This is a genomic window from Chryseobacterium daecheongense (genome assembly GCF_003729955.1).
GTDB classification, from domain to species: Bacteria; Bacteroidota; Bacteroidia; order Flavobacteriales; family Weeksellaceae; genus Chryseobacterium; species Chryseobacterium daecheongense.
Map to the genome: position 1 here is coordinate 148,700 of NZ_RJTX01000002.1, position 14,129 is coordinate 162,828.

Consider the following 14,129-nt stretch of genomic DNA (forward strand, 5'->3'; position numbering starts at 1 on the left):
TTTGTTAAATTTCCACTACATTTATTTTTAACTTTTAAATACAACATTCATGAGAGATAAGTTTTTATCTTGGGGAATTGTATTGGTGGTTGCTACATGGATTATAGCACTACTGATCAGAGCGCACTATTGGATACCGATTCTGTTATCCGCCATCTATGCATTGGGAGTATATAATACCTACCAAACCAAGCATGCTATTTTAAGGAACTTTCCTGTTTTAGGATATTTCAGGTACTTTTTTGAAGGGATTTCTCCTGAAATGCAGCAGTATTTCATCGAAAGAGAGACAGATGGGAAACCGTTTCCAAGAAACCAGCGTTCTGCAGTATATAGACGCGCCAAAAATTTGGGGGATACCGTTGCTTTTGGAACCCAGTTAGAAGTTAATCATAGAAAATATGAAGGAATCAAGCATTCCATTTATGCAAAATCCCCGGCAGAAGAATTGCCAAGAGTTTGGGTAGGAGGAGAGCAATGTACCCAGCCTTATCATGCTTCCCTGTTCAATATTTCCGCGATGAGTTTTGGATCATTGAGTAACAGAGCTCAGGTTTCATTAAATAAAGGGGCTAAAAAAGGTAATTTTTATCATAATACGGGAGAAGGAGGAATTTCACCGTACCATTTGGAAGGAGGCGGAGATTTATGCTGGCAAATAGGAACCGGATATTTCGGATGCAGGGATGAAGAAGGGAAATTTAATCCAGAGTTATTTGCCAAATATTCCACACTTCCTAATGTGAAAATGGTTGAAATTAAATTATCCCAGGGAGCAAAACCAGGACATGGAGGAGTTTTACCGGGAGTGAAAAATACACCGGAAATTGCTAAAATCCGTCATGTAACCCCTGGAATGACCATTATTTCACCACCATCACATTCTTCTTTCTCTGATGCTGCGGGATTGTTGAGGTTTGTGCAGCAACTTAGAGAGCTTTCAGGAGGGAAACCAGTCGGATTTAAACTATGTATAGGAGATACTAAAGAGTTTGAAGATATCTGTGTACAGATGAATGTATTGAAAATTTATCCGGATTTTATTACCGTAGATGGAGCAGAAGGAGGAACTGGAGCGGCACCACCGGAATTTTCAGATGGAGTGGGAATGCCTTTGGAGCCGGCTTTGATCTTTGTGAACAGAACTCTTAAGAATTATAATCTGAGAGATAAATTAAGAGTAATTGCCAGTGGTAAAGTATTGACGAGCTTAGATATTCTGAGAGCAATCGCAATGGGGGCTGACATGTGCAACAATGCAAGAGGATTTATGTTTGCATTAGGCTGTATCCAGGCTCTAAGATGTAATTCGAATAATTGTCCTACTGGAGTGGCTACTCAGGATAAAATGCTGATCAAAGGGCTTGATGTAACGGATAAAAGTGAAAGAGTTTATCATTTCCATAAAAATACCCTTCATACCTGTAATGAATTAATTGCTGCCGCGGGAAGAAGTTCTTATGAAGAAGTAGACGCAACGATGTTCATGAGAGGTGATGAGTTTGACCATCTTTCGGATCTGTATTTTCCGGATATTTTAGGAAATGTGAGGCAGAGAACTCAGTTTTAGAGATAATAAAAATCCGTTTCAATTTGAAACGGATTTTTATTTTTTTATTAAGGTCTAGCTTCTGTTTTATATACCTGGAAGTTAAAGATAAATGTTCTGTTTCTGAAAGAATATCCTGTATAATTATAATGAGGATCTCTTGCAAAAGCGGCTCTTGATGGAACAAGGATCACTCCTTGTAAGTTATAGTTATCTCCATCTGCTTTATTGAAGGCTTTGTATTTTTGTAATGCTTCACTGAAACCTTCGATCATATAATAACTTTTTTGTTTGGCAGCATCAGTAGTAGCTGCTGTAATTAATGGATCCTGATCAGTAATGTAATAGAATTTAGGGTCTATCAGAGGAGATCCGGTGCCATCAATGGTATTATAAAAGTCCGAATAAGAAATGAAAGTAACGTTTCCATCATTATCGGCAGCAAGAGCGGTCTGAGATCTCATCATGATTCTGGTGATATCTGTAGCTCCGATAGGTGTCCCGGTTACCGGTGGATTGGAAGTCTCCGGCTGAGCATTCGGTCGTATGATGTACACTACCCCCGAAGGTAATGTTAGAGGACTCATTGCTGATAATTTGGTTTCATTGTCATCAGCAGGATCTGTACTGCTGAACGTTTTTATATTTCCTTGAGCATCCAGGTAATGTTCCGTTAGGTATTTCTGGATTGCCTGATCATCATAATTGTTCTGTACTGCAATATCTTCAGGCTCTACATAAGTTTCCACATCATCGTCTTTTTTACAGGCAGAAAAGCATAATGACCCCGCAAGGATATATAAAAATATTTTTTTCATTTCAAAAAACTTTAATTACTTTACAAATAATATAACGACAAAAGTATAAAAAAATATGAGAATAGATAAATTTTTATGGAGCATTCGTTTTTATAAGACGAGAACTATTGCAACTGAGGAAATTAAGAAGAACAGAGTTTCTATTGGAGAGGGCACTGTAAAGTCTTCTAAGGAGGTGAAGGAAGGAGATGTAATAAAGATCCGTAAAAATCAGATAGACTATAAAATCAAAGTGATACAAATTCCGAAAAGTAGAATAGGAGCCAAGTTAGTACCTCTTCATATTAAAGATGTAACGGATAAGGAACAATACGAACTTCTTAAATTGCGTAAAATGTCCCAGGACTATTATAGAAATAGAGGGGAAGGAAGACCTACCAAAAAAGACAGGAGGGATATGGATGAATATGTAGAAAATGATATTGCATCAGACTTTACAGACTGGGACGATTTCTTTGGTGAAAGCAATGATTCTGATAGCGATGATGAATCATAGATATAATTTCTCTATAATTTCATTTACGATATCTTCAGGATCACGGGAATCCGTATTTACACTGAATTGAGCTTTATTATAAAATTCATTTCTTTCAAACAGATGCTTCGCAATGAATTCAGGAAGGTTATCGTCAGAAATATTGGCAATCAAAGGCCTTTTTTCTTTCTGTTTCGAAAGCCTTTCTGTAAGAGAAATAACTGAGGCCTTTAAAAATACACTCTTTGAGTTGAGGTTGATAATTTCCATATTATTATAATACACCGGGGTTCCGCCACCCAGACTTAGAATAATATTTTCCTGTGTGGCGAGAATTTCTTCCAAAGTTTCCCTTTCCAGCTTTCTAAAGTAAATTTCCCCCTTTTTCTCGAATATTTCAGGAATAGTCAGCTTATTTCTTCTGGAAATCTCTCTATCGAGGTCAATTAATTTAAAATTGAGTTTTTCGCTTAAAATTTTGGAAACGTGCGACTTGCCACTTCCCATGTATCCGACTAGTGAAATTATCATGATAAAATTTTAAACAAATTTGCGAAAAAGTTTTGAGAAATTAAAAAAAGTCATATCTTTGCACCACTTAAAACAAGGGACATTACTACAACGTAAATCGCTTGTACAAAGTGGCCGACCTGGTAGCTCAGCTGGTAGAGCAATACACTTTTAATGTATGGGTCCTGGGTTCGAATCCCAGCCAGGTCACAAGCAAAAAGTTCATAAGAAATTATGTTTTTTTTGCCTGCGTGGTGAAATTGGTAGACACGCCATCTTGAGGGGGTGGTTTCCTAAGGATGTGCTGGTTCGAGTCCAGTCGCAGGCACTGCAAAAAAAAATAATAATTAATAGTGAATTATTATAAAATTAATTTTTATATTTATCATTATTAATTGTGGCCGACCTGGTAGCTCAGCTGGTAGAGCAATACACTTTTAATGTATGGGTCCTGGGTTCGAATCCCAGCCAGGTCACGAGTTTACTGAAAAGTAAATTTTTTTCATATTAATATTTTGTGATTTGGTGTTTCAAAGGCTTCCCTAGGAGGCCTTTGATTTTTTATGTGGTTAAAAGAACCATTTATTTGCACAAATAAAAAGCGTCACTTAAAAAGCAACGCCATGTATTTTCAGATTATGCAAACAGACTAAATCTTAGCCTTAAACTAAATCTAATCCAGGTGCATATTATCAATTAACCTCACGCCATCTACCACCACTACGATAAAAGCCCGGTATTGTTTGTCTTTATAGAAGAAATCTGTTTCCTTTAAAGTTGTTTCATCGGCAATCAGGAAGTACTCCAGCTTCATCCCTTGTTGATGGTCAAAAATATCAGTAACTCTGTTTTTAATTTCAGGAATGCTAACCACGCGGAACCAGTCATTCACCTTTTTTAAAGTTTCATAAATAATTTTGGAGGCTTCTCTTCTGTCTTCATGCAATCTCTGGTTTCTGGAACTTAATGCAAGGCCATTCTCAGCTCTGTAAATAGGAACTCCTTTTATTTTTATCGGAAGTTTCTTTTTTTCGACCATTTTTTTAATAATGGCGAGCTGCTGGAAATCTTTTTCTCCAAAATAAGCATTATCAGGCTTTACCTGTCTGAAAAGCTCCTCTACAACGGTTCCTACACCATCAAAATGCCCTGGTCGGGATTTTCCTTCCATCTCATTTTCCAATCCGTCAAAGTCATAATGCTGGCTTACTGTTTTTTCAGGGTAAATGTCCTGAACTTCCGGAATATAAACAGCATCTACCAATCCGGAATTTTTTAGAATTAAAATATCACGGTCTATATTTCGGGGGTATTTTTCCAGATCTTCGGCATTATTGAACTGGGTGGGATTAACAAAAATTGAAGAAACAACAAGGTCATTTTCTTCTTTTGCCGCCTCGTATAGAGATAAGTGGCCGTTGTGCAGGGCTCCCATGGTTGGTGCAAAACCTATTTTCTTCCCCATTTCCTTCTGTCTTTCAATAAAATCCTGAAGAGTCTTTTTATTTTTTAGAACTTCCATAGTTTATTTTAATAGCAATTCAAAAATACTAAAAATATCATATAATAAAGTGCGTTTTTCATAATTTGGAAAAGGGAATTATCGTAAAAAAATGTTAATTAAAATAATGTTGGATGTTTTTTTGTAATTTTGCACATTAAAGCATTTTTACAAAAAATTAGATAGAAGTTTATGCCGAATCAAAAAATACTGTACATTACTACAGAGATGTATCCATATCAGGAAGACACAAATATGGCTGCAGTGGTAAACAAAATGGCACTTAAGATGCACAATGAAGGCAATGATGTAAGAGTTTTTATGCCAAGATTTGGACAAATAAGTGAGAGAAAATTCCAGCTTCATGAGGTAATCCGCCTTTCCGGAATGAATATCATTATCAATGATCTTGATCAGCCCTTAATTATTAAAGTAGCCTCTCTTCCCGGAGAACGACTTCAGGTATACTTTATAGACAATGAAGAATATTTCAAAAGAAAACAATACTATTTTGATGATGAAGGAAATCCTTTCGAAGATAATGATGAAAGAGCAATTTTCTTTGCCAGAGGAGTTATTGAAACCATTAAGAAGCTTAACTGGGTTCCGGATGTTATTCATTTGAACGGATGGATGTCTTCGTTTGTTCCTATTTACCTTAAGACATATTACGAGTCCGATACTTATTTCAAAGATGCCAAAATCGTTCTTTCTTTATATAATGAGAAAGATGTTGCATTAGACAGTAAAATAAGTGAAAAATTACAGTTTGATAATATTTCGGGATTAAAAGCGTTAGATAAACCGAGTATTCAGAGTTTCGTTATCGAGAGCATGAACTATGTAGATGTAGTAGTGAAAGGCGACGAGTTTTTAGGCGGAGATCTGGATCAGGCATTTAATGAAACAACAACTTCGAAATCGGAATATCTGGACGTAGATTCTATAAACCAACTTTATTAAAAACACCTTAATGACTTATACTATTAAAAGAACCTTCGCTATACTTTTTTTGGCGATTTTTGGAAGTGTACTGCTTTATAATTGTGAACCGGACCCGGATTCTTTAGGAGAGCAGTTATTTTTAAACGGAGCGGCAGAAGGTAAAGAAACTTCTTATGATCTGATAGCATATAATATTAATAATAATGATAGTGTTCGAAGTGATGCTTCCAAATTAGGAGTGGCTGTAGTGGGAGCTTTCAAGGAAGGACAGTTTGGTATGCAAAGAGGATCTTATTATACTCAATTGAGATTGTCTACATACAATCCTGATTTTGGAGCCAATGCAGCAGTAGACTCAGTGGTATTGGTAATTAAGCCAACATATGCTACAGATTCTATTACTACAACAACGGATGAAAATTATGTTCATCCTGACGGAAGTATAGCTGCTAAGAAAGTAGTGAATACCTATCCGGTTAATAAATATGGTAAAGCAAAAATAAATGGTGCGGTTCCTCCATTTACAATCAAAGTAAATGAGGTTACAGAATTTTTAAAAGCATCTACAGATATTGCTTATTCCAATACCAATTATGCAGTTGGGCAGGAATTGGGTTCAAAAACATTCAAAGGAAATGTTTCTTCAGTAGTAATTACTAAAGATTCAGATAATTCTTCCATTTTTACTTCCCCTGTAGGTTTCAGAATTCCTTTATCTGCTAGCTTTTTCAAAACGAAAATCATAGATTTCAAAGGAAAACCTGAGCTTAATGATGTATCTAACTTCATCAGACATTTCAAAGGCTTAAAAGTTTCAGTAACGGAAGATGACGGATATTTATTTCAGTTCTCTCCGAACGATATGGAATTGATCATGTATTATAAATATGATAAAACTGAAAATGGTACTGTAACGAGGCCGCAGACAACCTATACGTTTGCGTTAGGAGTAGGAAATGCTCATATTGGTCATTATGAGTATGACAGAACCGGTGCTGCATTCAATTCTTATGTTACGGGAAATACTACAACAGGAGATCTTAAGCTTTATGGACAAGGAATGGGAGGTCCTTCTATTGGAGTTAAGTTCCCTGAAGCAACGATTAATCAATTAAAGCAGTTGTATCAAAATGACAAAGCAGCTATCATAAGCGCTAAGATCAGAATTTATACAGATCCGGATAACTGGAACAATAAGTATGCGAAGCCATCCAATTTTTCTTTTGTACAAAAAGATAAAGATAGTAATGGCAAAGAAACAACCAATTTTACTACGGATTTACTTAATTTAATAACTGCATCAAATTTTGCAATGCTAAGAACATATGATCTGGATAAAAATCCGGCTTATTATGACTTTACGGTTACAAAATCAGTTAAAGATATTGTAGAAGGAGGTACGGATTACACCAATAAATATTTCAAAATTGATATGGGAAGTTTCCTGACTACTACAACAGGCGCATTAGCAGGATACCAATATACATCAAGAAATTTTGCTAGAGACAGAGCTGTTTTTGTAGGTTCTGATCCTAATAATGCGAAAAAGATTCAATTAAAGGTTACTTACGGTAAAAAATAATTTAAAAACACGAATAATATATGTGTGGAATTGTAGGATATACAGGATTTCAAGACGCGTATGATATTGTAATCAACGGTCTTAGAAGATTAGAATATAGAGGATATGACAGTGCCGGTATTGTTTTAGAAAGCACTAATAATAAATTTGAAGTTGAAAAAACAAAGGGTAAAGTAGACGATCTGGTTAACATCTCTAGCCAGCTTAAAGGTACTGCCAAAATAGGAATGGGGCATACTCGTTGGGCTACTCACGGAGTGCCAAGTGACAGAAACTCTCACCCTCACTTATCCAATAACGGTAAAATAGCACTTGTTCATAATGGTATTATTGAAAATTATGATACCATCAAAACCATGCTTACGGAGAAAGGATTCACTTTCAAATCGGAAACAGATACAGAAGTATTGGTAAACCTTATCCAGTATTTTATGGATATCAATTCTGATACAGACTTCCCAACAGCAGTAAGATATGCTTTGAATGAAGTGTACGGAGCATATGCTATTACAGTGTTGCATGAAGATTATCCGGGAGTTTTGGTAGTAGGAAGATTAGGTTCTCCATTGGCTATCGGAATTGGAGAAAAAGAATACTTCATCGCTTCCGATGCATCTCCTTTTGTAGAATTTACCAAAGAAGCTATTTATCTTGAAGAAGGTCATATGGCAACCATTTCATTGGAAAAAGGAGTAGATATCAGAACCATCAACGATAATTCTAAAATTGAACCGGAAATCCAAGAACTGAAATTAAGCTTGGAGCAGATAGAAAAAGGAGGATATGAGCATTTTATGTTAAAAGAGATCTTCGAACAGCCAAAATCTATCCATGATACGATGAGAGGAAGACTTCTTGTAGATGAAGGAGTGATTAAAATGGCAGGAATCTGGGATCATGTGGAAAGATTTAAAAATGCCAACAGAATTATCATTATTGCTTGTGGAACTTCTTGGCATGCGGGGCTTATCGGAGAATACCTTATTGAAGAATATGCAAGAATCCCTGTTGAAGTAGAATACGCATCAGAATTCAGATACAGAAATCCAATTATTACAGATAAAGATGTGGTGATTGCAATTTCTCAATCAGGAGAAACTGCAGATACAATGGCTGCTTTAAAATTAGCTAAAGAAAAAGGAGCTTTCATCTATGGCATATGTAATGTAGTAGATTCTTCTATTGCAAGAATTACGGATGCGGGATCTTATACTCACGCAGGACCGGAAATTGGGGTGGCTTCTACAAAAGCATTTACAGCCCAATTAACGATTCTTACTCTTATTGCATTTAAATTAGGTAAACATAACGGAAATTTAGGAAATGCTGATTTCATGAGCCTGATTGCAGAATTAGATGCTATTCCTAAGAAAATCGAAGAAGTTTTAAATACGACTCACGAATTGGTTCAGAATATTGCCAAAGATTTCGTAAATGCTACCAATTTCCTTTACTTAGGAAGAGGATACAATTATCCTGCGGCATTGGAGGGTGCATTAAAATTAAAGGAAATCTCTTATATTCATGCAGAAGGGTATCCTGCTGCGGAAATGAAGCATGGACCGATTGCTTTAATTGACGAAAATATGCCGATTGTAATCATTGCTCCTAAAAAAGGACATTATGATAAAATTGTAAGCAATGTTCAGGAAATTAAAGCAAGAAAAGGAAAAGTAATTGCTGTAGTAAATAAAGGAGATCAGCAGGTGAGTGCTATGGCAGATTATGTTATTGAGATTCCTGAAACCTCTGAATGCTTCTCACCTATTGTTGCATCAGTGCCTTTACAGCTGCTTGCTTATTATATTGCAGTGTATAGAGGCGCGAATGTAGACCAGCCTCGAAACCTGGCAAAATCTGTAACCGTGGAATAAAAAAATACTTGTAAATAAAATAAATTTAGATTTCTTTCGTTATTTCAAAAAAAATCTTAAAAGTTTCTTAAAAAAATTATATATTTACGGCTTAATTATAAAAATTAACATGAAAAGGATATTTCTTTTATTATTGTCTGCGTCGGTAGCGTCGGTATCTTGTTCAGGTGGTGGAACTTCTTCCGTTGGGAAGCCAGGAACAAAAGGAGAATTGATACCAAGAGAAAAAACAAAATCATTTGTTGCGGAAAGACCCTATGGTATGGTTGCTATTCCTGCTGGATCATTTATTGCAGGTCTGGCAGATCAGGATCCAACCAGTACTCCTGAGAAGGCTTCATTGAAAACAGTGACTGTTTCTTCTTTCTTCATGGATGAAGCAGAAACTACTAATGCGGAATACAGGGTATTTATCAACTATGTAAGAGATTCTATTGCCAGAACCCTTCTTGCTGAAGCTGCCGGAGAAGGTGGTGAAGGTGGAGGTAAAGGTGCAAGCATAGGAGATTATGCATACCTTGCTCAAAAAGAAGAAAATTTAACACCATATCAGGAATATTTAGAAGGACAAGGAGGCCGTGAAGAAGGCGGATATGATCCTAACAAAAGATTAGATTGGAAAATTCCTTTACATTGGAATACAACCAAATATCCGGACGTAGAATACGCGGAAGTTTTGGAATCTATGTATTTGCCTGCTTCTTCAAGAATCGGGAACGAAAGAATTTTAGATGTTAGTAAGCTAAAATATACCTACAGATGGGGAGATATGGATGCGGCAATTGCTGATAACGAAAGAGGTGTAAACTACCTTAGAAGTGAAAGTATTGCAATCTATCCGGATACAACTGTTTGGGTAAAAGATTTCCACTTTGCTTATAACGAGCCTTTGTTCGAACAATATTTCTGGCACAAAGCCTATAAAGATTATCCAGTTGTTGGTGTAACATGGGATCAGGCTAGAGCTTACTGTAACTTCAGATCTAAATTAAAGTCTGACTATAACGAAAGCTTAAAAAGAAGAAAACAAAGACCATTGCGTTTCCGTCTTCCTACAGAGTTTGAATGGGAATATGCTGCAAGAGGTGGAATGGAAAATGCTACTTACCCTTGGGGAGGTCCATACTTAATGGATGACAGAGGTTGCTACCTGGCAAACTTCAAACCTAAAAGAGGTAACTATATGGAAGATGATAAAAAAGGTACTTATACATATACAGCTCCAGTAAAGAAATTTAAGAAAAATGGATTTGGATTATTTGACATGGCTGGAAACGTTTCTGAATGGACAGCGTCTGATTACAACAACTCTTCATACGGATTCTCATCAACGTTAAACCCTTCTACTAAAGACTTAGCTGATACTAAAAAATCTGTAAGAGGTGGTTCTTGGAAAGACGTAGGCTACATGCTTATGACCGGTGCAAGAGATTGGGAAAGAAAAGATTCAGCGAGAAGTTATATCGGATTTAGAACTGTACAGGACATCCCTGAGGCTGCTGTTAAACCAAAAAGAGTTAGCAGATAATCAACCAAATCAAAAATTATTTTTCAATAACAATTTTATTTAACATTAAAAAAAACTAAATATATGTTTAAGACTAAAGATGCTTGGATGAATTTCTTCTATTCGTTCGGTGCTGCAATTGTAATTCTTGGAGCTTGGCTTAAAATTACTCACATTACCTTGGGACCAATTAATGGTAACATGGCTCTTACGGTAGGGCTTATTACTGAAGCAATTATTTTCATCATTTTCGCTTTTGACCCGCCAAAATCTGAAGAGTCTTATGCTTGGGAAAATGTATATCCTGAACTATTAGATAAACATGCAAACCCAAACCCATTACATTCTAACGTATCTTCTAAAAATAATATCGATCATTTTGCAGAATTAGAAAATTCTCTTTCGGGTAAATTAGATCAAATGCTTAAAGATGCAAAATTAGATGTTCAACTATTTGAAAGCTTAAGAACAGGTATCGATAAGTTTTCTAGCTCAGTTGATCAAATCAATCAAACTGTTGACGTTTCTGCTTCTACTCATAAATATAACGATCAGTTGAACAAAGCTGCTCAACATATGGAAAGCATGAATGCTCTTTATGCAATGCAGATCGAAAACGGTAAGAGACAATCTGAATTTGCTAATAAATATGTAGCAGATATGCAAAAATCTGTTGAGCAATCAGAGAAATTCAATCAAGAGTTACAAGGTTTAACAGCTAATTTGAATAACTTAAACAGAGTTTATGGTGGTATGCTAACTGCAATGAAGTCTTAATTCCAACCCATTTCTAAATTTAACTACTTAATCAAAAACAAAAGAAAAGAGAATGGCACAAGGAAAACAGACTCCACGTCAGAAGATGATCAACCTAATGTATTTGGTGTTCATCGCTATGATGGCCCTAAATATTGATGCGGAAATCATCAGATCATATTATGACTCTACGAGAGCGCTAAATGAAACAAGAACTTTAACCGAGAGAAAAAACGAGAAGATTTTCGAAAAAACCCTTGAAGCAAAAGCGCAGCAAGTACCGGATACTTATGCTAAGCCTTGGGCGGATTATCAGGTTCTTAGAGATAAAATTAACGTTTTAGTTGATCATGCTGAAAAAATTAAGACCCAATTAAAGAAAGAATCTGAATTTAAAGATGGAATTGATGTAAGCGAAAATTTCGCAGCACTTAATAATAATGAGCCAACTACAGATTATTTCTTTAACGAAGGTGATGAAAACTCTCCTTCAAAGAGAGCGAATGAATTGAAATCTAAAATTGATGATGTAAGAAATTACATTAATACCACTTTTGGAAACAATCCACAACTTAAAGATTTAGTTGACAGAGCAAATAAATCTCTTATTGCTGAATATCCTAAGGGTAAATCTCCAAACGATAAAACATGGTTCCAGAATAAATTCTACCACCAGCCGTTAATCGCTGCGATTTCAAACTTAGAGATTATTCAGAATGATGCTAGAAATGTTCAGTCAGATGCATTGGCATTAATGTTACAAGAAAAAGTAGATGCAAGCATTAAATTCAGCAGCTATGAACCAATTGTTTCAGGACCGGTAGATATCCAGGCTGGACAACAGGCTGAAGTTAAAGTTATGTTAGGTACTTATTCTAATAGTGATAAGATCAAAATCAGTGGTGTTAGCAGACAAGAAAACGGAAAAGGTATTATTCCGATTTCTGGAAGTGGTGCAGAAGGGCCTCGTACTTTAAATGGTACCATTACATTAACAGATGCTTCAGGAAAACCACAAAGTTTCCCTTGGACGCATACATATAACGTAATCGCAGGGCCTCAATTAGTAAAACTTCAAAAAGGATTACTATTATCTGCTGATAAGATGAATGTAATGTATAGAGGACTTGAAAACCCTGTTTCAGGATCTATCTTAGGTGCTGATAATGCTAAATTATCTTTATCTGCTCCAGGTGCAGTTGTGAAAAATACAGGTCCAGGAAAATGGAATGTAACACCAACTACGGGTACAACACTTAAGTTGACGTTGTCTGGAACAGATCCTACTGGTAAATCAGTTTCTCAGGTGTTTGAATACAGAATTAAAGGTGTTCCACCACCACAAGGACAAATGAGAGGTCAAAACGTATTAGGTATGCCTGCAACTTCAATCCCGAACCAATCGGTACAAGCAGCAATTCCTGATTTCGACTTCCCGGTTTCGTTCGCTGTTAATCAGTTTATGGTTAAAGTACCTGGTAGAGCAGCATTATTAGTTAAAGGTAATACTTTAGCTGAAGCAGCTGGTCTAATGAAGAATCTAAGAACAGGAGACGTAGTATATATATTTGATATCAAAGCTACTGCTACCGGTTTAGGTAATCAACAGATTAAAAATATAACTCCTATTGTAATCAACGTTCAGTAAGGTTTAATAGTTTAATAATAATATTATGAAAAAATATATAAGCAGTCTTTTAGTATTAGTTTCGGGATTCGTTTTTTCCCAAACTATCCTGAATGCATCTTCTCCGGAAGAATTCAGAAGGATGAGAGATGAAAATAAGCAAAAGGTTGGAGATACTGTTATTGATAAAACGGTTAAGCCTTTAGAATATGGATTTGTTGATGATAAGGACATCTTGAAAAGTATGTTTGTTTGGGAAATTATCGATATGAATGATAAGATCAACCAACCTTTCTACTATGATAATCCGGATGGTCTGCTTTCATCCCCTACAAGATCACTTTATCAATTGTTATTGGATGCTGCCATCAGCGGAAAAATTGCAGAAGTATATGATGACGAAAACTTTGTAACCAAGCTTACTCCTGAAGGAATTCAGAAAAGATTAGAAAGTGTAAGAATCTCTGATGCTGCAATTGATATCCTTAACACAGGAAGACAATTAACAGAGGATGAGAAAAAACAATATACCGATATCTTTAAAACGACAACTGACAAAGTTAAAGTTCTTAAAATTATGGGTATGTGGTTCATCGATAAGAGAGATGGTCAAATGAAATACAGACCACTTGGTATTGCTGCAATGGGACCAGATCCGGCTGTTCAAGGGAGAACAGGACCAAACGGAGAGCCATTGGCAGGAGCAGATGAGCTTATCGACTTATTCTGGATCTATTATCCAACTGCAAGAGAAGTTTTAGCTAACAATTATGTTTTCAACAAAAAGAATTCAGCTGCTGACTTATCTTTTGATGATTTGATCAATGCTAGAAGATTTTCTTCTATTATTTATAAGTCATCAAGCGGTTTAGGAGATGGTACTATTAAAGACTATATTCCAAGAAATGCTGATGAGCAGTTAGAAGAAAGCGACAGAATTAAGGAGCAGATTCTAGAAATGGAAAATGAAATGTGGAATTACTAA

General features: G+C 35.9%; 12 protein-coding genes and 3 tRNA genes. 12 read left to right on the top strand and 3 right to left on the bottom strand.

Annotated features, from left to right (window positions below; translation table 11 throughout):
• Window positions 1-49: 49 nt before the first annotated feature.
• Window positions 50-1,570: an FMN-binding glutamate synthase family protein gene (locus EGI05_RS09070; RefSeq protein WP_123262752.1), complete on the top strand. Its 1,521-nt coding sequence runs from the start codon at window positions 50-52 to the stop codon at window positions 1,568-1,570.
• 47 nt (window positions 1,571-1,617) lie between these two features.
• Here the strand turns inward: EGI05_RS09070 and EGI05_RS09075 are convergent, their stop codons facing one another.
• Window positions 1,618-2,367 (bottom strand): hypothetical protein, encoded by a 750-nt coding sequence (locus EGI05_RS09075; RefSeq protein ID WP_123262753.1) that lies wholly within the window; start codon window positions 2,365-2,367, stop codon window positions 1,618-1,620.
• A 55-nt stretch (window positions 2,368-2,422) separates the two neighbouring features.
• Here EGI05_RS09075 and EGI05_RS09080 point away from each other — a divergent pair, with 55 nt between their 5' ends.
• Window positions 2,423-2,863: an RNA-binding S4 domain-containing protein gene (locus tag EGI05_RS09080; protein ID WP_123262754.1), complete on the top strand. Its 441-nt coding sequence runs from the start codon at window positions 2,423-2,425 to the stop codon at window positions 2,861-2,863.
• Here the strand turns inward: EGI05_RS09080 and EGI05_RS09085 are convergent.
• Window positions 2,858-3,373, bottom strand: coding sequence for a shikimate kinase (locus EGI05_RS09085; RefSeq protein ID WP_123262755.1), 516 nt, complete (start codon window positions 3,371-3,373; stop codon window positions 2,858-2,860). The two genes, EGI05_RS09080 and EGI05_RS09085, sit on opposite strands and share 6 nt — an antisense overlap.
• A 116-nt stretch (window positions 3,374-3,489) precedes the next feature.
• On the opposite strand from EGI05_RS09085, the gene EGI05_RS09090 reads away from it, so the two are divergent.
• From EGI05_RS09090 to EGI05_RS09100, 3 genes are all read left to right on the top strand, one after another.
• Window positions 3,490-3,562: transfer RNA gene (locus EGI05_RS09090), tRNA-Lys, on the top strand.
• Window positions 3,563-3,597: 35 nt separating this feature from the next.
• Window positions 3,598-3,680: transfer RNA gene (locus EGI05_RS09095), tRNA-Leu, on the top strand.
• 75 nt (window positions 3,681-3,755) lie between these two features.
• Window positions 3,756-3,828, top strand: a tRNA-Lys gene (locus EGI05_RS09100).
• 197 nt (window positions 3,829-4,025) lie between these two features.
• Here EGI05_RS09100 and panC read toward each other — a convergent pair.
• Window positions 4,026-4,874 carry a pantoate--beta-alanine ligase gene (gene panC, locus EGI05_RS09105; RefSeq protein WP_123262756.1) on the bottom strand — a complete coding sequence of 283 codons (849 nt, stop codon included), beginning with the start codon at window positions 4,872-4,874 and terminating at the stop codon, window positions 4,026-4,028.
• A gap of 171 nt (window positions 4,875-5,045) precedes the next feature.
• On the opposite strand from panC, the gene EGI05_RS09110 reads away from it, so the two are divergent.
• The 7 genes from EGI05_RS09110 (at window position 5,046) to porN (ending at window position 14,129) form a co-directional block, all read left to right on the top strand.
• On the top strand, window positions 5,046-5,816 hold the full coding sequence (locus EGI05_RS09110) for a glycogen/starch synthase (RefSeq protein ID WP_123262757.1): 771 nt from the start codon (window positions 5,046-5,048) through the stop codon (window positions 5,814-5,816).
• A 10-nt stretch (window positions 5,817-5,826) separates the two neighbouring features.
• Window positions 5,827-7,380 carry a DUF4270 family protein gene (locus EGI05_RS09115; RefSeq protein WP_123262758.1) on the top strand — a complete coding sequence of 518 codons (1,554 nt, stop codon included), beginning with the start codon at window positions 5,827-5,829 and terminating at the stop codon, window positions 7,378-7,380.
• A 20-nt stretch (window positions 7,381-7,400) separates the two neighbouring features.
• Window positions 7,401-9,254 carry a glutamine--fructose-6-phosphate transaminase (isomerizing) gene (gene glmS, locus EGI05_RS09120; RefSeq protein WP_123262759.1) on the top strand — a complete coding sequence of 618 codons (1,854 nt, stop codon included), beginning with the start codon at window positions 7,401-7,403 and terminating at the stop codon, window positions 9,252-9,254.
• 109 nt (window positions 9,255-9,363) lie between these two features.
• Window positions 9,364-10,782, top strand: a complete 1,419-nt coding sequence (porK, locus tag EGI05_RS09125; RefSeq protein WP_123262760.1) for a T9SS ring complex lipoprotein PorK/GldK — start codon at window positions 9,364-9,366, stop codon at window positions 10,780-10,782.
• A 63-nt stretch (window positions 10,783-10,845) separates the two neighbouring features.
• A complete protein-coding gene (gene porL / locus EGI05_RS09130) occupies window positions 10,846-11,538 on the top strand; it encodes a type IX secretion system motor protein PorL/GldL (protein WP_123262761.1) in 693 nt (230 codons plus the stop codon).
• 52 nt (window positions 11,539-11,590) lie between these two features.
• On the top strand, window positions 11,591-13,165 hold the full coding sequence (gene porM / locus EGI05_RS09135; protein ID WP_123262762.1) for a type IX secretion system motor protein PorM/GldM: 1,575 nt from the start codon (window positions 11,591-11,593) through the stop codon (window positions 13,163-13,165).
• Window positions 13,166-13,190: 25 nt separating this feature from the next.
• Window positions 13,191-14,129: a type IX secretion system ring subunit PorN/GldN gene (gene porN / locus EGI05_RS09140; protein WP_123262763.1), complete on the top strand. Its 939-nt coding sequence runs from the start codon at window positions 13,191-13,193 to the stop codon at window positions 14,127-14,129.

Coding starts and splice junctions, on each gene's coding strand:
- EGI05_RS09070 (WP_123262752.1), top strand. CDS start 50: ATGAGAGATAAGTTTTTATCTTGGGGAATTGTATTGGTGGTTGCTACA.
- EGI05_RS09075 (WP_123262753.1), bottom strand. CDS start 2,367: ATGAAAAAAATATTTTTATATATCCTTGCGGGGTCATTATGCTTTTCT.
- EGI05_RS09080 (WP_123262754.1), top strand. CDS start 2,423: ATGAGAATAGATAAATTTTTATGGAGCATTCGTTTTTATAAGACGAGA.
- EGI05_RS09085 (WP_123262755.1), bottom strand. CDS start 3,373: ATGATAATTTCACTAGTCGGATACATGGGAAGTGGCAAGTCGCACGTT.
- panC (WP_123262756.1), bottom strand. CDS start 4,874: ATGGAAGTTCTAAAAAATAAAAAGACTCTTCAGGATTTTATTGAAAGA.
- EGI05_RS09110 (WP_123262757.1), top strand. CDS start 5,046: ATGCCGAATCAAAAAATACTGTACATTACTACAGAGATGTATCCATAT.
- EGI05_RS09115 (WP_123262758.1), top strand. CDS start 5,827: ATGACTTATACTATTAAAAGAACCTTCGCTATACTTTTTTTGGCGATT.
- glmS (WP_123262759.1), top strand. CDS start 7,401: ATGTGTGGAATTGTAGGATATACAGGATTTCAAGACGCGTATGATATT.
- porK (WP_123262760.1), top strand. CDS start 9,364: ATGAAAAGGATATTTCTTTTATTATTGTCTGCGTCGGTAGCGTCGGTA.
- porL (WP_123262761.1), top strand. CDS start 10,846: ATGTTTAAGACTAAAGATGCTTGGATGAATTTCTTCTATTCGTTCGGT.
- porM (WP_123262762.1), top strand. CDS start 11,591: ATGGCACAAGGAAAACAGACTCCACGTCAGAAGATGATCAACCTAATG.
- porN (WP_123262763.1), top strand. CDS start 13,191: ATGAAAAAATATATAAGCAGTCTTTTAGTATTAGTTTCGGGATTCGTT.